The sequence below is a fragment of the Microbispora sp. ATCC PTA-5024 genome (assembly GCF_000511135.2).
Classification (GTDB): domain Bacteria; phylum Actinomycetota; class Actinomycetes; order Streptosporangiales; family Streptosporangiaceae; genus Microbispora; species Microbispora corallina.
The window spans coordinates 2,074,091-2,092,465 of record NZ_KI866522.1; the positions used below are offsets into that span (position 1 = coordinate 2,074,091).

Annotated in this window: 17 protein-coding genes and 1 pseudogene; 3 read left to right on the forward strand and 15 right to left on the reverse strand. The window is 72.3% G+C overall.

The features are described 5' to 3' along the window. Positions 1-761: pseudogene (locus tag MPTA5024_RS41980) on the reverse strand (hypothetical protein); the annotation flags it as partial. An 81-nt stretch (positions 762-842) separates the two neighbouring features. Between MPTA5024_RS41980 and MPTA5024_RS09160 the strand changes: the two are divergent. Then, positions 843-1,523, forward strand: a complete 681-nt coding sequence (locus MPTA5024_RS09160; RefSeq protein ID WP_036321510.1) for a DUF1345 domain-containing protein — start codon at positions 843-845, stop codon at positions 1,521-1,523. A 78-nt stretch (positions 1,524-1,601) separates the two neighbouring features. Here MPTA5024_RS09160 and metK read toward each other — a convergent pair whose 3' ends face one another. From metK to pyrR, 14 genes are all read right to left on the reverse strand, one after another. Next, positions 1,602-2,789 (reverse strand): methionine adenosyltransferase, encoded by a 1,188-nt coding sequence (gene metK / locus MPTA5024_RS09165; RefSeq protein ID WP_036321513.1) that lies wholly within the window; start codon positions 2,787-2,789, stop codon positions 1,602-1,604. 180 nt (positions 2,790-2,969) lie between these two features. Further along, complete coding sequence (locus tag MPTA5024_RS09170) at positions 2,970-3,338, reverse strand: hypothetical protein (RefSeq protein WP_036321516.1); 369 nt, start codon at positions 3,336-3,338, stop codon at positions 2,970-2,972. 79 nt (positions 3,339-3,417) lie between these two features. Beyond that, a complete protein-coding gene (coaBC, locus tag MPTA5024_RS09175) occupies positions 3,418-4,629 on the reverse strand; it encodes a bifunctional phosphopantothenoylcysteine decarboxylase/phosphopantothenate--cysteine ligase CoaBC (RefSeq protein ID WP_036321519.1) in 1,212 nt (403 codons plus the stop codon). Between the two features lie 60 nt (positions 4,630-4,689). After that, positions 4,690-4,953: a DNA-directed RNA polymerase subunit omega gene (rpoZ, locus tag MPTA5024_RS09180; RefSeq protein WP_036321521.1), complete on the reverse strand. Its 264-nt coding sequence runs from the start codon at positions 4,951-4,953 to the stop codon at positions 4,690-4,692. A 12-nt stretch (positions 4,954-4,965) separates the two neighbouring features. Beyond that, on the reverse strand, positions 4,966-5,511 hold the full coding sequence (gene gmk, locus MPTA5024_RS09185) for a guanylate kinase (RefSeq protein WP_051458076.1): 546 nt from the start codon (positions 5,509-5,511) through the stop codon (positions 4,966-4,968). A gap of 138 nt (positions 5,512-5,649) precedes the next feature. Next, positions 5,650-5,973: an integration host factor, actinobacterial type gene (gene mihF / locus MPTA5024_RS09190; RefSeq protein WP_030450375.1), complete on the reverse strand. Its 324-nt coding sequence runs from the start codon at positions 5,971-5,973 to the stop codon at positions 5,650-5,652. Between the two features lie 219 nt (positions 5,974-6,192). Continuing rightward, entirely contained in the window at positions 6,193-6,891 is a 699-nt protein-coding gene (gene pyrF / locus MPTA5024_RS09195) for an orotidine-5'-phosphate decarboxylase (protein WP_036321532.1), read from the reverse strand. Then, on the reverse strand, positions 6,888-7,862 hold the full coding sequence (locus tag MPTA5024_RS09200; protein ID WP_036321534.1) for a dihydroorotate dehydrogenase: 975 nt from the start codon (positions 7,860-7,862) through the stop codon (positions 6,888-6,890). The genes pyrF and MPTA5024_RS09200 overlap by 4 nt, the downstream gene beginning before the upstream one ends. A 21-nt stretch (positions 7,863-7,883) precedes the next feature. Continuing rightward, on the reverse strand, positions 7,884-8,741 hold the full coding sequence (locus MPTA5024_RS09205; protein WP_036321537.1) for a dihydroorotate dehydrogenase electron transfer subunit: 858 nt from the start codon (positions 8,739-8,741) through the stop codon (positions 7,884-7,886). Positions 8,742-8,805: 64 nt separating this feature from the next. Beyond that, positions 8,806-12,084 (reverse strand): carbamoyl-phosphate synthase large subunit, encoded by a 3,279-nt coding sequence (gene carB, locus MPTA5024_RS09210; protein WP_036321540.1) that lies wholly within the window; start codon positions 12,082-12,084, stop codon positions 8,806-8,808. Continuing rightward, on the reverse strand, positions 12,077-13,198 hold the full coding sequence (gene carA, locus MPTA5024_RS09215; RefSeq protein WP_036321543.1) for a glutamine-hydrolyzing carbamoyl-phosphate synthase small subunit: 1,122 nt from the start codon (positions 13,196-13,198) through the stop codon (positions 12,077-12,079). The genes carB and carA overlap by 8 nt, the downstream gene beginning before the upstream one ends. Next, positions 13,195-14,499 carry a dihydroorotase gene (locus MPTA5024_RS09220; RefSeq protein ID WP_051457867.1) on the reverse strand — a complete coding sequence of 435 codons (1,305 nt, stop codon included), beginning with the start codon at positions 14,497-14,499 and terminating at the stop codon, positions 13,195-13,197. Before MPTA5024_RS09220 ends, carA begins: the two co-directional genes overlap by 4 nt. Next, positions 14,496-15,470 carry an aspartate carbamoyltransferase catalytic subunit gene (locus MPTA5024_RS09225; protein ID WP_036321546.1) on the reverse strand — a complete coding sequence of 325 codons (975 nt, stop codon included), beginning with the start codon at positions 15,468-15,470 and terminating at the stop codon, positions 14,496-14,498. Before MPTA5024_RS09225 ends, MPTA5024_RS09220 begins: the two co-directional genes overlap by 4 nt. Then, positions 15,467-16,024 carry a bifunctional pyr operon transcriptional regulator/uracil phosphoribosyltransferase PyrR gene (gene pyrR, locus MPTA5024_RS09230; protein ID WP_036321549.1) on the reverse strand — a complete coding sequence of 186 codons (558 nt, stop codon included), beginning with the start codon at positions 16,022-16,024 and terminating at the stop codon, positions 15,467-15,469. The genes MPTA5024_RS09225 and pyrR overlap by 4 nt, the downstream gene beginning before the upstream one ends. Before the next feature lie 388 nt (positions 16,025-16,412). Between pyrR and bldD the strand changes: the two genes are divergently transcribed. Continuing rightward, entirely contained in the window at positions 16,413-16,907 is a 495-nt protein-coding gene (gene bldD / locus MPTA5024_RS09235; protein ID WP_036321552.1) for a transcriptional regulator BldD, read from the forward strand. A 213-nt stretch (positions 16,908-17,120) separates the two neighbouring features. Then, positions 17,121-18,365, forward strand: a complete 1,245-nt coding sequence (locus MPTA5024_RS09240; RefSeq protein WP_036323796.1) for an arginine deiminase — start codon at positions 17,121-17,123, stop codon at positions 18,363-18,365. Positions 18,366-18,375: the final 10 nt, after the last annotated feature.

Here is an 18,375-nt window from a genome sequence, read left to right on the forward strand (position 1 = left end):
ACGGCCGCCGCCACCGCGTGCGGCCAGGCCGCCCCCTCCGGGCCGACACCGGGGACGGCGGTCCAGACGGCCCGCGGCGAGCGGCCCTCGGCCAGCGCCGACAGGAACGACGCGCCCGTGGGGTAGCCGTCCCAGGCGCCGCCCCCGACGGCCTGCCGGTACAGCCCCCAGGACTCCGCGTCGGGGCCGTGGCGCACGGGCTCGTCGACCTCCTCCTCCGCTTCGCCGTCCGCGTCCGGGCCCGTCCCGGGCTCGGACTGGCGGGCGTCCGCACGGCGGACCAGGGAGCGCCCCTCGGCCTCCACGCGGGCGTGGCGGGGCGGCACGGCCAGGCGCAGGACGTCGGACATCGTCCCGGCGTACCGGTCGGCCACGGCCCGGGCCAGCCCGGCGATCTCCGGGGTGAGGACCGGCTCCGGCGAGACGACCCGGTCGAGGAACGCCAGCCGCCCCGTGTGCTCGCTCGCCTCGGCCCGCTCCAGCAGGAACCCGTCGGCGAGCTGGCCCGCGAAGCGGACCCGGACCCGGCAGCCGGGGACGGCCTCGGCGTCCATCGAGGCGGGCACGAGGTAGTCGAACGGGCGGTCGAGGTGGGGCAGCGGGGTGTCGACCACGACCCGGGCGACGGGCAGCCGCTCTGCGGCCTCCCGCGCCCCCCTGGCGGCGCGCGCCCGGGGACGGCCGGGAGCGGGCGCGGGGGCCTGCTCCGGCACCGGGAGGAGCGCCTCCTGCGGGTAGGGTGCGCTGGTCGGCTCGGTCACGTCTACGTCCTACCAGACCCGGCCGACCGCGAGGGCACGGGAACCGGTTGGCGGTGGACGGACGATGGACGGTCGAGGGAGATGACGGGCGACGAGGTGCCCGTCTGGCTGCGGGAGACCGAGGCGGAGGGACGGTGGACGGCCGCGGGCGCGGTCATCCTGGTGATCCTCATCCACATCTGGCTGCCGGACACGCTCGACGTCCAGCCGCCCTGGCTGATGCCGGTCCTGGAGTCCGCCCTGCTTGTCGGCCTGGTCGCGGCCAACCCGATCACGCTGACGCGGGAGAGCCGCCTCACCCGGGCGGCCAGCCTCACGCTCATCGGCGCGATCAGCGCGGCCAACGCCTGGATCATCCTCCGCGAGGTCGTCCGGCTCGTGGACGGGGTGGAGCACGACGCGATGCGGCTCCTCACCACGGGGGCGGCCGTGTGGGCGGTCAACGTGCTGCTGTTCGCGCTCTGGTACTGGGAGCTCGACCGGGGCGGCCCGGTCGCCAGGTCCAGGGGCGGGGCCACGGGAAGGGGGCTCTACCCCGCGTTCCTGTTCCCCCAGATGGACGAGCAGACCCTCGCCCGGCCGGGGTGGCGGGCGACCTTCGTCGACTACCTGTACCTGGCCTTCACGAACGCGACCGCCTTCAGCCCCACCGACGTGATGCCGCTCACCCGCTGGGCCAAGGTCATGATGATGCTGCAGTCGGCGCTGTCGCTGGTCGTCGTGGCCCTGGTGATCGCCCGGGCCGTCAACGTCCTCGGATAGACGCCGGCCCCCGGGAACGGCGGACGGCGCCCGCCGCGGGGGCGGGCGCCGTCAGGAGCCGCGAGGAGTGTCCCCGGCTCAGAGGCCAGCGGCCTGGCGCAGGGCGTCGGCCCGGTCCACCGACTCCCAGGAGAAGCCGTCGCGGCCGAAGTGGCCGTACGCGGCGGTCTCCGAGTAGATGGGCCGGAGCAGGTCGAGGTCGCGGATGATCGCGGCCGGCCGCAGGTCGAAGACCTGGAGCACGGCGTCCTGGATCTGCTCGATGGAGACCTTCTCGGTGCCGAAGGTCTCGACGAACAGGCCGACCGGCTGGGCCTTGCCGATGGCGTAGGCGACCTGGACCTCACAGCGGTCGGCGAGGCCGGCCGCGACGACGTTCTTGGCGACCCAGCGCATGGCGTAGGCGGCCGAGCGGTCCACCTTGGACGGGTCCTTGCCGGAGAAGGCGCCGCCGCCGTGGCGGGCCATGCCGCCGTACGTGTCGATGATGATCTTGCGGCCGGTGAGGCCGGCGTCGCCCATCGGGCCGCCGATCTCGAAGCGGCCGGTCGGGTTCACCAGCAGGCGGTAGCCGTCGGTGTCGATGGACAGCTCGGCCAGCACGGGCTCGACCACGTGCTCGCGGATGTCGGGGGTCAGCATCTCCTTGAGGTCGATCTCCGGAGCGTGCTGGGTCGAGACGACGACCGTGTCGAGGCGGACCGGCTGGTCGCCGTCGTACTCGATCGTGACCTGGGTCTTGCCGTCGGGGCGCAGGTACGGCACGGTGCCGTTCTTGCGGACCTCGCTCAGCCGCCGGGCCATGCGGTGCGCGAGCGTGATCGGCAGCGGCATCAGCTCGGGGGTCTCGCGGCAGGCGTACCCGAACATCAGGCCCTGGTCGCCCGCGCCCTGGCGGTCGAAGTCGTCGGCGCCTTCGCCCTCGCGGTGCTCGTAGGCGTCGTCCACGCCCTGGGCGATGTCCGGCGACTGCGCGCCGATCGAGACCGAGACGCCGCAGGAGGCGCCGTCGAAGCCCTTGTGCGAGGCGTCGTAGCCGATCTCCAGGATCTTCTCGCGGATCAGGGCGGGGATGTCGACGTAGGTCTCCGTCGTCACCTCGCCGGCGACGTGGACCTGGCCAGTGGTGATCAGCGTCTCGACGGCGACCCGGCTCTTCGGGTCGTCCTTGAGCATGGCGTCGAGAATCGCGTCACTGATCTGGTCGGCGATCTTGTCCGGGTGGCCCTCGGTGACCGACTCGGAGGTGAACAGGCGACGGGACAACTCAGGGCTCCTCATGCAGCGGCTGCTGACGTGTCGGGAGTGGCGGCGATATGCCCTATCGCGGCCACTCCCATGCTCAGGCGAGTGTAGCCTCACCGGCTGCGGCGGGGCGAAGCCGTCCGCATTGCGGCGCGACGTTGAGCAACCTGGGAGTGCGGCAATCGGGGATTGCGGACGCCCTCACAGGTCCGGTAAGGGGTCCCTCGGGAGGTCGCCCGGCGAGAACGCCTCCGCGTCGGCCGCGGCGATCACCGCGATGTACTCGTCGTCCACCTCGAACACCATCCCGCCGAGCTCGATCCGCGGCCCGGCGCCGAACTCGATCGGGCCCAGCCGCGTACGGCGGGGGTAGGTGGCCCAAACCCCGGACGGCTCGTCGCGCCGGAACATCTTCGTCGACAGCAGCGTGATCGAACGGTCGGTCACCACGACCAGGAACCCGATCGTCGCGGGGGGCGGCAGCGACAGGGCGGGGAAGACGTAGCGGATGTCCTCACCCGGGCCCAGCATCGCCCGGCAGCGCTCCCTGATCGCGGCGGACACCGGCATGGCGATCGCTCCCTCGCAAAAGCCCGACCCGTGATGGCCGGCGGCGGCTCGCCGAGAACCGTGCGGGGAGACGCGGGGGTCAGGCGAGGCGCTCGGCCACCAGGTCCCACACTACGTCGGCGAGATCCTCTTTGGGACCCCGCGGAACGTCCACGCTCCCGCCACCGGCCAGGAGCACCACGGCCGCGTTGTCGGGCGTGCCGAAGGCGAGCCCCTCGCCCACCTGGTTGACCACGAGCAGGTCGCAGCCCTTGCGCTCCAGCTTGGCCCGCCCGTTGGCGAGGACGTCGTCGGTCTCCGCCGCGAACCCCACGATCACCCGCGGGTACGGCCCGCTGTCCGCCGCCCGCCGCTCCCGGCGGACCTCGCCGAGCTCGGCCAGCACGTCGGGGTTCTTCGCCAGGCGGATGGGGTCGGGCTCGGCCGCCGACTTCTTGATCTTCGTGTCGCTCGTCCGCACGGGCCGGAAGTCGGCGACGGCGGCGGCCATCACCACCGCGTCGGCGTGGTCGGCCGCGGCCAGCACGGCGTCGCGCAGAGCACGGGCCGACTCGACCCTGACGACCTTCGCGCCCGCCGGGTCGGGCAGCGCGACGTTGGCCGACACGAGCGTCACCTCGGCGCCCCGGGCCACGGCGGTGCGGGCCAGGGCGTACCCCTGCAGGCCGGACGAGCGGTTGCCGATGAACCTGACCGGGTCGATCGCCTCGCGGGTGCCGCCCGCGGAGATCACCACGTGCCTGCCGGCGAGGTCGGCGGGACGCCCGGCGAGCACGCGACGGCAGACCTCGAAGATCTCGGCCGGGTCGGGCAGCCGTCCCGGGCCGGAGTCGGCGCCGGTGAGCCGGCCGACGGCGGGGTCGACGACGATAGCGCCGCGCTCGCGCAGCGTCGCGACGTTGGCGCGGGTGGCCGGGTGCTCCCACATCTCGGTGTGCATGGCCGGCGCGAACACGACCGGGCAGCGCGCCGTCAGCAGGGTGTTCGTGAGCAGGTCGTTCGCCAGGCCGTGGGCGGCCCGCGCGAGCACGTCGGCGGTGGCGGGCGCGACGACGACGAGGTCGGCGTGCTGCCCGATGCGCACGTGCGGGACCTCGTGGACCGACTCCCAGACCTCGGTGGTCACCGGGTTGCCGGACAGCGCCGCCCACGTGGGCTCGCCGACGAACCGCAGCGCGTCCCTGGTGGGCACCACGCGGACGTCGTGGCCGGACTCCGTGAACAGGCGCAGCAGCTCGCAGGACTTGTAGACCGCGATGCCCGCGCTGACCCCCAGCACGACGGACGTCATCGCAACGAATCCCTCACCGGTTCAGACGCGGCCCCGACCGGCCGTCTCCAACGAACGGGGTCAGCCCTCGATGGGCTCGGAGGTGAGCAGGCCCTCGGCCACCTCGCGCAGCGCGATGGACAGCGGCTTCTCCTGCGCGTGGGTCTCGACGAGCGGGCCGACGTACTCGAGCAGGCCCTCGCCGAGCTGGGAGTAGTAGGCGTTGATCTGGCGCGCCCGCTTCGCACCCATGATCACGAGGCTGTACTTGCTGTCGACGATGTCGAGAAGCGTGTCGATAGGCGGGTTGGTGATGCCTTCCGCGTAAGCGGAGCTGCTTGCCACGTCGTGATTCCCCTAGCTAGGTGAGTTTCCCATCAAGGTTATCAGCCGGCGGCACACGTCCTTGACGGAAGTGTTGACCAGGGTGAGGTCGAATTCCTTTTCCGCCGCCATCTCGTCGCGGCCGACCTCCAGCCGGCGGGCGATGACGTCGGGCGGCTCGGTGCCCCGGCCGCGCAGCCGCCGCTCCAGCTCCTCCCAGCTCGGGGGGGCCAGGAAGACGAGCAGCGCCTCGGGCATGGTGGCACGCACCTGCCGCGCGCCCTGGAGGTCGATCTCCAGCAGCGTCGGCGTCCCGGCGGCCAGCATCTCCAGCACCGGGCGGCGGGGAGTGCCGTACCGGTTGCCGGCGAACTCGGCCCACTCCAGAAGCTCTCCCGAGGAGATCAGCCGGTCGAACTCGGCGTCGTCGGCGAAGAAGTACTCCACGCCGTGCGTCTCCCCCGGGCGGGGCTTCCGGGTTGTCACCGAGACCGACAGCCACACCTCGGGGTGGGACCGCCGGAGCTCGGCGACGACCGTGGACTTCCCGACGCCCGACGGACCGGACAGGACCGTCAGGCGCCGGCTGGGGGGCGAGGGGTCACCGCCCGCCGCCCGGGATCCGCTGGTAGCGGCTGCCTCGTGGGCCCGATCGCCAGCGGACCAGGACGTGTCGGTCACTCTCTACCCCCGTGGAACGTTCGCGCGTTGCCGAGATCAGCTCTCGGCGCCGCCGAACTCGCGCTCCAGGGAGGCGCGCTGGTTGGCGCCGAGACCCCGCACACGGCGGGATTCGGCGATACCAAGGCGCTCCATGAGCTGCTTGGCGCGGACCTTGCCGACGCCAGGGAGCGACTCCAGCAGAGCCGAGACCTTCATCTTGCCGATGACGTCGTCGGTCTGCCCATCCTTCAGCACCTCAGCCAGAGAAACCGCGCCGTGCTTGAGCCGGTTCTTGACCTCGGCACGCTCCTTGCGTGCCTTGGCAGCCTTCTCAAGAGCTGCGGCGCGCTGCTCGGGGGTCAGGGGAGGAAGAGCCACGCCGGGTCACCTCGAATTTCTTGTCGATGTACTCGGACGGGAGGGGAAACTAGCTGGTCCATGCCCCGTCCGGCAACGTCAAGGCACGTTTCTCTGACTACAAAATTGATTTTACTACTTTTGGTAATGGAAAAGTCACTCGTTGTCGATCAAAACGGCCTCATCAGCGGCTCGACCACATGACGCTTGGTAACCGGCTGAGAGCGCGTCCCCGGCGGGTCAGGGGCTCACGCGCCGCAGGGCCGCGGCGATCCCGGCCGCGGCGGCGCCGGGATCGGGGGAGCCGGTGATCGGCCGGCCGATCACGAGAAGATCGGCCCCGTGCGCGATCGCCTCCTCCGGAGTCGCTACCCTTGCCTGGTCCTGGGAGTCGGCGCCGACCGGCCGCACGCCCGGGGTGATGAGCGTCACGCCGGGGCCCACCTCCGCCCGTACGGCGGCCACCTCGCGGGGCGAGCACACCAGCGCCTGCGCGCCCGCCCCCACGGCCACGGCGGCCATACGGCGCACCGCGTCGGCCGGGGGTCCCTGGATGCCGATCCCGGCGAGATCGGCCTCCGACAGCGACGTCAGGAGCGTCACGGCCGCGATTTTCGCGTTCGGGGCCGCGTCGACGGCCGCCCGTATCATCGCGGGACCGCCCGCGGCGTGCACGGTCAGGATCCCCGGCTTGAGCCGCGCCACCGCGCGGGCGGCGGCGGACACGGTGTTCGGGATGTCGTGGAGCTTCAGGTCGAGGAACACGTTCACGCCGCTGGCGCCGCGCACCGACGCGATCACGTCCGGCCCGTACCGGAGATAGAGCTCCAGCCCCACCTTGACCGTGGAGACGTGGGGCGTCACCAGGCCGGCCCACCGGGCCGCGGTCTCCAGGTCGGGCGCGTCCAGGGCGACGGCGATGGGAGCGGGCGTGGTCACAGGGAACTCTCCTCGAGATCGGTTCTGGTGCGCGGCTGCGCCCCCGCGGGCCTGTGAGCCAGTCCCACGGCGTCGGCGAGCCGGTCGAAGCCGCGCTCCTGCAGGAGCTCCTCGAGCTCCCTCAGGACGCGCTGGCACGCGTAGGGGTCGTGGAACAGGGCGGTGCCCACGGCGACGGCGCAGGCGCCCGCGAGGACGAGCTCCAGCGCGTCCCTGCCGGACGTCACGCCGCCCATGCCGACGAGGGGGACGCCGGGGAGGGCCGCGTGCACCTGCCACACGCAGCGGACCGCCAGGGGCCGCACGGCGGGCCCCGACAGGCCGCCGGTGCCGGCGGCGAGCGCGGGGCGCATCGTGTCCACGTCGATGCTCATCCCCACGGGGGTGTTGATCAGGGCGAGGGCGTCGGCGCCGCCGTCCACGCACGCCCGGGCGACCGCCACGACGTCGGCCACGTCCGGGGACAGCTTGGCGATCACCGGCACGTCGTACCGGGTGGCGGCACGCACGGACGCGACCACCTCCGCCGCGGCCGACCCCTCCCGGGCGAACACCCGGCCCCGGTCCTCGACGTTGGGGCAGGACAGGTTGACCTCGACGGCCGTGATGCCGGTCTCGGCGGCCAGGCGGCGGGCCAGCGCGGTGTACTCCGCGACCGTGCCGCCGCCGATCGACACGACGGTCCGCGCGCCGCGCTCGGCCAGCCAGGGCAGCTCCCGCTCCAGGAACGCCTCGATTCCGGGGCCCTGGAGCCCGACGGCGTTCAGCAGGCCGGAGGGCGTCTCGGCCATCCTGGGCGTGGGCCGGCCGGCCCGCGGCGCCATCGTGACGGACCGCGTGGTGAACGCGCCGAGCCGCGCCACGTCGGCGAACTGCGCGAGCTCCCGCCCGGTCCCCCCGCAGCCGCTCGCGGTCAGCACGGGGTTGGGCAGCTCCACGTGTGCCAGGTAGGTCCGGAGGTCGGCCGCTATCGCCGCTCACCCCGCTCAGGGTCAGGCATGCCGTCCCCCCGGCGCCCCGAAGGCGTCGAACGGGATCGTCCCGACGTCGTCGAACCGGACCCGCTCCCCCCGGAAGACCGGGCCCTCCACGCAGGCCCGGACCATCCGGGTCACGCCGTCGTCGCCGATCACGGGGACCACGCACGTCATGCAGACGCCGATCCCGCAGGCCATGGCCTCCTCGACCGCCACCTGCACCGGGATGCCGAACTCCGCGGCAACGGCGGTGACTCCGCGCAGCGTCGGCATCGGCCCGCACGCGTAGACCACGTCGGCCCGCGCGTCGGCGATCACCCCGGGCAGCACATCGGTCACCGTGCCGCGCATGCCCAGCGAGCCGTCCTCGGTGGTGAGCGTCGTGGTCTCGCCCATCCGGCGGGCGCGCAGCGCCCCGAACACGCGGTCGGCGCTCGGCGCGCCCAGCACGAAGTCGATCCGGCAGCCCCGCTGCTGCAGGGCGTCCGCCAGCGCGAACAGCGACGCGGAGCCGTACTCCCCGCCGACGAGCACGCAGGTGCAGGGGTCGCGCGGCAGCGGGAACGGCCGGCCGAGCGGGCCCACCAGGTCGAGCGTGTCCCGCGCGCGCAGGTCGGCCAGCCAGGCCGTGCCCCTGCCGCGCACGCCGAAGACCAGCTCCACCGTGCCACCGTAGTCGGGCTTGACGTCGTGCACGGCGAAGGCCCGCCGGGTGAGCATCGAGGTGGTCGGCCCCCCGACGGCGACCGTGACGAAGTGGCCGGGCCTGGACCGGTCGGCGATGGCCGGAGCCACGACGGTGAGCGCGTGGTAGGCGTCCACGCGGCGCGTCGTCAGCACCGTTCCCGTCACCTGAACCGGACTCCCGGCCACTCCCTTCCTCCTTGCTCGATGGCGCCCCGGCCGGCGGGCGCGCCGCCGGCGCGCCCGCCGACGCTCAGCTTCGCAGCATCCGGGCGTGTTCCTGGAGCGAACGTACGCCAATGTCGCCCCGGACGATGTGCTGGATGCCCTGGACGGCGGCGGCGAGCCCCTGGACGGTGGTGATGCAGGCGATGCCCCGCAGGACGGCGGCGGTGCGGATCTCGTACCCGTCGAGGCGCGGGCCCGACTGCCCGGGGCTGCCGAACGGCGTGTTCACGATGAGGTCCACCTCGCCGTCGAGGATGCGCCGCACGATCGTCGGCTCCCCGTCGGGACCGGCGCCGTCGCTGTGCTTGCGCACGATCTTGGCATGGACGCCGTTTCGGCGCAGCACCTCCGCCGTGCCCTCGGTGGCGAGGATCTCGAACCCGAGGTCGGCCAGCGCCTTGACCGGGAAGACGGCCGCCCGCTTGTCCTTGTTCGCGATCGACACGAACGCCCGGCCCTTGGTCGGCAGCGGGCCGTACGCCGCGGCCTGCGACTTGGCGTACGCGGTCCCGAAGAACTCGTCGATGCCCATCACCTCGCCGGTGGAGCGCATCTCCGGCCCGAGGACGGTGTCCACCCCCCGGAACCGGTTGAACGGCAGCACGGCCTCCTTGACCGCGATGGGCGCGTCCAATGGGAGCGTGCCGCCGTCGTAGTCCGCCGGCAGCATGCCCTCGGCCCGCAGCTCGGCGATCGTCGCGCCGAGCATGAGACGGGCCGCGGCCTTGGCCAGCGGCACCGCCGTCGCCTTGGACACGAACGGCACGGTGCGGCTGGCCCTGGGGTTGGCCTCCAGGACGTAGAGGACCCCGGCGGCCAGGGCGTACTGGACGTTGAGCAGGCCGCGCACGCCGACGCCCCGGGCGATGGCCTCGGTGGCCGCGCGGATCCGCTTGATGTCGAAGCCGCCCAGCGTGATCGGCGGCAGCGCGCACGCCGAGTCGCCGGAGTGGATGCCGGCCTCCTCGATGTGCTCCATGACGCCGCCGAGATAGAGCTCCTCCCCGTCGAACAGGGCGTCCACGTCGATCTCGATGGCGTCGTCGAGGAACCGGTCGACCAGGACCGGGTGCTCGGAAGCCGCCCTGGACATGTACGTGTCGAGGGTGTCCTCGTCGTACACGATGGCCATGCCGGCGCCGCCGAGGACGTACGACGGCCGGACGAGCACCGGGAAGCCGATCTCCGCGGCCACCGCGCGCGCCTCGGCGACGGTGCGGGCGGTGCCGTGCTTGGGCGCGGGCAGCCCGGCCTCGGCGAGGACCCGGCCGAACGCGCCGCGCTCCTCGGCGAGGTGGATCGACTCCGGCGAGGTGCCGACCACGGGAACCCCGGCGTCCTTGAGCGCCTGGGCGAGGCCGAGCGGCGTCTGGCCGCCGAGCTGCACGATCACCCCGACCACGGGGCCGGCCTGCTGCTCGGCGTGCACGACCTCAAGGACGTCCTCCAGCGTGAGCGGCTCGAAGTAGAGCCGGTCGGAGGTGTCGTAGTCGGTCGAGACGGTCTCCGGGTTGCAGTTGACCATGACCGTCTCGTAGCCGGCCCTGGCCAGCTCGAACGACGCGTGCACGCAGGCGTAGTCGAACTCGATGCCCTGGCCGATCCGGTTGGGCCCGCTGCCGAGGATGATCACCTTGGGCCGGTCGCCCGGCGGCACCTCGGTCTCCTCGTCGTAGGTCGAGTAGAGGTACGGCGTGCGGGCGGCGAACTCGGCGGCGCAGGTGTCCACGGTGTTGTAGACCGGCCGGACGCCGAGGGCGTGCCGCGCCTCGCGGACCCGGGCCTCGCCGACGCCGAGGATCTCGCCGATCTGGACGTCGCTGAACCCGTGCCGCTTGGCCGCCGCGAGGCTCGGCCCGTCGAGCGCCGTGATCGAGCGGGCGGCCTCGTCGATCGCGAACAGCTGGTCGACGAACCACGGGTCGATCGAGGTGGCCTCGTGGAGCTGCTCCGGCGTGGCCCCGGCACGGATCGCCTGCTGCATCGTGCGCAGCCGGCCGTCGTGCGGGGTGCGGCAGGCCCTGAGCAGCTCGGAGAGATCTCCCGGCTCCCCCGTCCACGTGAAGGAGGATTCCTTCTTCTCCATGGATCTGAGGGCCTTCTGGAGAGCCTCGGGGAACGACCGGCCGATGGCCATGGCCTCGCCGACCGACTTCATGTGCGTCGTCAGCGTGCGGTCGGCCCCGGCGAACTTCTCGAAGGCGAACCGAGGCACCTTGACCACGATGTAGTCGAGCGACGGCTCGAACGACGCCGGGGTCTCCTTCGTGATGTCGTTGGGGATCTCGTCGAGCGTGTACCCGATGGCGAGCTTGGCCGCGATCTTCGCGATCGGGAAGCCGGTGGCCTTCGACGCCAGGGCCGAGGACCGGGACACCCGCGGGTTCATCTCGATGACGACCATCCGGCCGGTCGCCGGGTCGACGGCGAACTGGATGTTGCAGCCGCCGGTGTCCACGCCCACCTCGCGGATCACCGCGATCGCGACGTCCCGCATGTTCTGGTACTCGCGGTCGGTCAGGGTCAGCGCGGGGGCCACGGTCACGCTGTCGCCCGTGTGGACGCCCATCGGGTCGATGTTCTCGATCGAGCAGACGATGACCACGTTGTCCGCCCGGTCCCGCATGACCTCGAGCTCGTACTCCTTCCAGCCGAGGATCGACTCCTCCAGGAGCACCTCGGTCGTGGGCGACGCGTCGAGCCCCGCGCCGGCGATGCGCCGCAGGCCCTCCTCGTCGTGGGCGAAGCCGGAGCCGGCGCCGCCCATCGTGAAGCTCGGCCGGACGACGAGCGGGTAGCCCAGCTCGCCGGCCGCGCGCAGGCACTCGTCCATCGTGTGGCAGATCACGCTGCGGGCCGACTCGGCGTTCAGGCCGCGCTCGGCGGCGACCTTGGTCACGATCTCCTTGAACCGCTCGCGGTTCTCGCCCGCCTGGATGGCGTCGATGTTCGCGCCGATCAGCTCCACGCCGTACCGGTCGAGCACGCCGGCCTCGTGCAGCGCGACCGCCGTGTTGAGCGCCGTCTGGCCGCCCAGCGTGGGCAGCAGCGCGTCGGGACGCTCCCTCGCGATGATCTTCTCGACGATGTCCGGGGTGATGGGCTCGACGTACGTGGCGTCGGCGAACTCCGGATCCGTCATGATCGTCGCCGGGTTGCTGTTGACCAGGATGACCCGGAAGCCCTCGCTGCGCAGGACGCGGCAGGCCTGGGTGCCGGAGTAGTCGAACTCGCACGCCTGCCCGATCACGATCGGGCCGGAGCCGATCACCATGACGGACCTGATGTCCGTACGCTTAGGCACCCTTCCCCCCCTTTGTCTCCATCAGCTCGCAGAACTCGTCGAACAGGTACGCCGCGTCGTGCGGGCCGGCCGCGGCCTCCGGGTGGTACTGGACGCTGAACGCCGGCCGGTCCAGCAGCCGCAGCCCCTCGACGCAGTCGTCGTTGAGGTTGACGTGGCTCACCTCGGCCCGGCCGTACGGCGTCTCGAACGGGCCGTCGAGCGGCGCCGCGACGGCGAAGCCGTGGTTGTGCGCGGAGATCTCGACCTTGCCGGTCCTGCGGTCCTGGACCGGCTGGTTGACCCCGCGGTGGCCGTACCGCAGCTTGTACGTGCCGAGGCCGAGCGCCCGCCCGAGGATCTGGTTGCCGAAGCAGATGCCGAAGAACGGGCGGCCCTCGGCGAGCACGCCGCGCAGGGCCTCCACCGCGTAGTCGGCCGTCGCCGGGTCGCCCGGGCCGTTCGAGAAGAACACGCCGTCCGGCTCGACCGCGAGGATGTCCGCCGCGGTCGCGCCGGCCGGCAGGACGTGCACCTCGCAGCCGCGCTCGGCCATCCGCTGCGGCGTCATGGCCTTGATGCCGAGGTCGACCGCCGCCACCGTGAAGCGCCTGCGGCCCACGGCCGGGACGACGTACGGCTCGGCCGTGCTCACCTCGCGCGCGAGGTCGGCGCCCTCCATCCCGGGCGAGCGGCGCACCCGCTCGACCAGGTCCTCCACCGGGCCGGCGGCGTCGCCGGAGAAGATCCCGGCCCGCATGGCGCCGCGCTCGCGCAGATGGCGGGTGAGCGCGCGGGTGCCGGGCATCGCGATGCCGACGACGCCCTGGTCGCGCAGGTAGTCGTCAAGCGTGCGGGTGGACCGCCAGTTGGAGGGGACGCGCGCGGGCTCGCGGACCACGTAGCCGGCGACCCACACGCGCCGCGACTCCGGGTCCTCCTCGTTGACGCCGGTGTTGCCGATGTGCGGCGCCGTCATCGCGACGATCTGGCGGTGGTACGAGGGGTCGGTGAGGGTCTCCTGGTAGCCGGTCATGCCGGTGTTGAAGACCATCTCGCCGAGCGTCTCGCCCACGGCGCCGTACGGCGTCCCCTCGAAGACGCGGCCGTCTTCGAGCACGAGCAGGGCTGTCATACGAGCTTCCCTTCCAGAACGGTGGGGCGGCCGCGCAGGAACGTGGCCACGACCCGGCCGGGCAGGGCCATCCCCTCGTACGGCGTGTTGCGACTGCGCGACGCCATCGAGGAGGGGTCCACCGGGAGCCGGACGGACGGGTCGTACAGGGTGATGTTGGCCGGGGCGCCGGGCTCGATCGGGCGGCCGTGCCCGGGGAGGCGCCCGATCGCCGCGGGCCTGGCGGACATCCGGTCGGCGACGCCGGCCCAGTCGAGCAGCCCGGTGTCGACCATGGCCTCCTGGACCACGGACAGCGCCGTCTCCAGCCCGATCATGCCCATCGCCGCGGCCGCCCACTCGGTCTCCTTGTCCTCGACCGGGTGGGGGGCGTGGTCGGTGGCCACGCAGTCGATCGTGCCGTCCGCGAGGGCCTCGCGCAGCGCGCGCACGTCCTCGGCGGTCCGCAGCGGCGGGTTGACCTTGTAGATCGGGTTGTACGGCCCGAGCGGCGAGCGCTCCGCGCAGGAGTCGGTCAGCAGCAGGTGGTGCGGGGTGACCTCGGCGGTGACGTCCCAGCCCTTCGACTTGGCCCAGCGGATGATCTCCACCGAGCCCGCGGTCGAGACGTGGCACACGTGCAGCCGGGAGCCGACGTGCGCCGCGAGCAGGCAGTCGCGCGCGATGATCGCCTCCTCGGCCACCGCCGGCCAGCCCGTGAGGCCGAGCCGCGCCGACACCTCGCCCTCGTTGAGCTGGGCGCCCTCGGTCAGCCGGGGCTCCTGGGCGTGCTGGGCCACCACGCCGTCGAACGCCTTGACGTACTCCAGCGCCCGGCGCATCAGCACCGCGTCGGACACGCACCTGCCGTCGTCGGAGAAGACCCGCACGCGGGCCGCGGAGTCGGCCATCGCCCCGAGCTCGGCGAGCTGCCTGCCCTCCAGCCCGGACGTCACCGCGCCGACCGGCTGCACGTCGCAGTGGCCGTACTCCTGGCCGAGCCGCCAGACCTGTTCGACCACGCCGGCGGTGTCGGCCACCGGGGAGGTGTTGGCCATCGCGTGGACGGCGGTGTATCCGCCCCGCGCCGCCGCCTGGGTGCCGGTCTCGACGGTCTCGGCGTCCTCCCGGCCGGGCTCGCGCAGGTGGGTGTGCAGGTCGACCAGGCCGGGCAGGGCGATCAGTCCGCCGGCCTCGACCGTCTGGCCGGCGGCCGTACCGGTCAGGTCGCCGACCTCGGCGACGACGCCGTCGCGGACGAGGATGTCGCGCGGCTCGCCCCCGAGGATCCGGGCGCCGGTGATGAGGATGGTCGTGCTCACAGCTCTCCCCCGGGGACGGTCTGGACGGCGGGGTCGGCGGCGCTCGTCCCGATCGCGGGCTCCGAGCCGCCGAGCAGCAGGTAGAGGACGGCCATCCGGACCGTCACGCCGTTGGCGACCTGCTCGGTGATGGTGGAGCGCGGCGAGTCGGCGACCTCCGCGGAGATCTCCATGCCGCGGTTCATCGGGCCGGGGTGCATGACGATGGCGTCGTCGTGCAGCCGGCCGAAGCGGTCGCGGTCGAGGCCGTACCGGCGGCTGTACTCGCGGGCCGACGGGAAGTAGGCCGCGTTCATCCGCTCCAGCTGGACGCGCAGCATCATCACCACGTCCGACTTCGGCAGCACGGCGTCGAGGTCGTACGACACCTGGCAGGGCCAGGTCTCGACGGCGACCGGCAGCAGGGTCGGCGGCGCGACCAGCGTGACCTCAGCGCCCAGCGTGCCGAGCAGCAGGACGTTGGACCGGGCGACCCGGCTGTGCAGCACGTCGCCGACGATGGCGACCTTCAGTCCGTCCAGCCTGCCGAGGCGCCGGCGCATGCTGAACGCGTCGAGCAGCGCCTGCGTGGGGTGCTCGTGGGTGCCGTCGCCGGCGTTCACCACGCTCCCCCGCACCCAGGTGGCGAGGCGGTGCGGCGCGCCCGAGGCGGCGTGCCGGATCACCACGGCGTCGGCGCCCATGGCCTCCAGGGTGAGCGCGGTGTCCTTGAGCGACTCGCCCTTGGACACGCTCGACCCCTTGGCCGAGAAGTTGATGACGTCCGCCGACAGGCGCTTGGCCGCCGCCTCGAACGAGATGCGGGTGCGCGTGGAGTCCTCGAAGAAGAGGTTGACCACGGTGCGTCCGCGCAGCGTGGGGAGCTTCTTGATGGATCGTTCCGAGACCCTCGCCAGCTCCTCGGCGGTGTCCAGGATGAGCAGGGCGTCGTCGCGGGACAGGTCGCCGGCCGAGATCAGGTGCCGCTTCACTGGGCGTCCTCCTTGATGAGCAGGACGGCGTCGCGCCCGTCGGTCTCCTGCAGGTAGACCTTGACCTTCTCGGTCTTCGCGGTCGGGAGGTTCTTGCCGACGTAGTCGGCGCGTATCGGCAGCTCGCGGTGGCCCCGGTCGACCAGCGTGGCGAGCTGGACGGCGCGGGGGCGGCCCACGTCGTTCAGCGCGTCGAGCGCCGCGCGGACGGTCCGGCCGGAGAAGAGCACGTCGTCGACCAGCACGACGGTGCGGCCGTCGACCCCCTCCGCGGGAAGCTCGGTGCGGCCGAGCGGGCGGGCGGGACGCAGGCGCAGGTCGTCGCGGTACATCGTGATGTCGATCGCGCCGACGGGGACCTCGACCCCCTCGAACTGCGCGATGCGCTCGGCGAGCCGGCGGGCGAGCGTGGCGCCGCGGGTGGGGATGCCGAGCAGGACGACGCTTTCCGCGCCCTTGGTGCGCTCGAGGATCTCGTGTGCGATCCGGGTCAGCGCCCGGTGGATGTCAGGGCCTTCCAGGACCGCGCGGGCCTGATTTCGGGCATCAGACATGGAAAAGTCACCACCTTTCCCGCCTCACGGGACGGGTCTTAAAAGGGTGTGCAGCCGCTCAAGCGTATCAGCAGGGCCGGGCACCCCCTCCCGCCAGCGGCGATGCCGGGGCGAGACCCCCGCGAGGGGTAGGGAAGCCGCATCCCAGGGGGTGTCGGTGATTTCGGGGAGAGCACTGTTTGACGCTCTTTTTTCCAATCAGCTTGACCTTTGGGAGTGACGGCTTTACCGTCACTGTCCGTAACCACAACACGCGACCTTCCTGGGTAAAACCCGACGCAGTGGTCACCGAAGGTGCCTGTCGGGGCGCCAACCCCGGTGTTCGGAACACTTAGGACAAGGACGCACAATCAGGTGAGAAGAGACATAGAAAGCCGGGGGCCACACGATGCCGTCTGACTACGCCAAGTCGCTGGGCGCACGCCTGCGCGCCATCCGGACCCAGCAGGGGCTGTCCCTGCACGGTGTCGAAGAGAAGTCGCGGGGCCGGTGGAAGGCCGTCGTCGTGGGCTCCTACGAGCGTGGCGACCGCGCCGTGACCGTGCAGAAGCTCGCCGAGCTGGCCGATTTCTACGGGGTGCCGGTGTCGGAGCTCCTCCCGGGCGGAGCCGCCCCCAGCCCGCTCGCCCCCGCCCCGAAGCTTGTCATCGACCTGGAGCGGCTGTCCCAGCTGCCCAAGGACAAGGCCGGCCCGCTGGCCCGCTACGCGGCCACCATCCAGAGCCAGCGCGGCGACTACAACGGCAAGGTGCTGTCGATCCGCCAGGAGGACCTGCGCTCCCTGGCCGTGATCTACGACAAGTCGCCGGTGGAGCTGACCGAGGAGTTCATCAGCTGGGGCGTGCTCGACGCGGAGGCCCGCCGCGCCGTCGAGTCCTTCTGATCCGGCCACGCCCTTCTCGCCCGCGTCCCGGTCCGTTCCCGGCTCGTTCCGCGTCCGTTCCGGGCTCGTCCCGTGTGCGCCTGGGCCGGGCTCGCCCCGTGTCCGCCCCGGGCCGGGCTCGCCCCGCCGCGCACGCGTCCCGGCGAGCCCGGCCCGGCCGGCGGTGAACGTGAGATCCGCGACTGAATCCTGCTTTGTGGGGATATGCAGGAGATGACGTTCTACGTGGGATCCGAGGTGGGCCGGCTTCGCCAGGTCCTGGTTCACGTCCCCGAGCTGGCGCTCAAGCGGCTCACCCCGAGCAACAAGGACGACCTGCTCTTCGACGACGTGCTGTGGGTGCACCGCGCGCTCGAGGAGCACCAGGAGTGGCGGCAGACCCTGGCCGCCCACGGGGTCCGGGTCCATCTGCTGGGCGACCTGCTGGAGGAGACGATCGCCGTCCCCGAGGCCAGGAAGCACATCCTCGACGGGACCGTCGACGAGCACTGGTTCGGCCCGGTGGCGGCCGACGCGATCAGGAACACCCTCGACTCGCTCGACGGCGCCGAGCTCGCCCCGTTGCTGACCGGCGGGGTCACAAAGCGCGAGATCATGGAGTTGGGCTGCGACCCCGACTCGGTCACCATGCACACGCTCGGCATGGACGACTTCGTCCTCCCCCCGCTGCCCAACCACCTGTACTCCCGCGACACCTCCTGCTGGGTGTACGACGGGGTGTCCATCAACGCGATGCGCAAGAAGGCCCGGCGGCGCGAGACCGTCAACTACGAGGCCGTCTACCGGTGGCACCCCCTCTTCGCCTCGGGGTACGACCGTCCCGGCGACGGAGGCTTCAACGTCTGGTACCGCGGCACGCAGATGGCCCCCGCCACGATCGAGGGCGGCGACGTCCTCGTCCTGGGGGGCGGCGCGGTCCTGGTCGGGATGAGCGAGCGCACCCAGCCGCAGGCCGTCGAGATGCTCGCGATGAACCTGTTCCGGGCCGGCTCCGCCACCCGGATCGTCGCGCTCGACATGCCGAAGGCCCGGGCGTTCATGCACCTCGACACGGTGATGACCAACGTCGACGTCGGGGTGTTCACCAAGTACGCCGGTCTCGGCATGCTGCCGTCGTACACGATCGAGCCCGGCGACACCGAGAAGGAGCTCAAGGTCACCGACCACCCGCCGGAGGACATGCACAAGGCCATCGCCCGTGCCCTGGACCTCGACGACATCAAGGTCCTCACCCCGACCCAGGACGTGCACGCGGCGGAGCGCGAGCAGTGGGACGACGGCTGCAACGTGCTGGCGCTGGAGCCCGGCGTCGTGATCGCCTACGAGCGCAACACGACGACCAACAACCACCTGCGGCGGCACGGGATCGAGGTCGTCACCGTGCGCGGGAGCGAGCTCGGGCGGGGCCGCGGCGGCCCCCGCTGCATGAGCTGCCCCCTCGAACGCGACCCCGTCTGATCCTCACGAG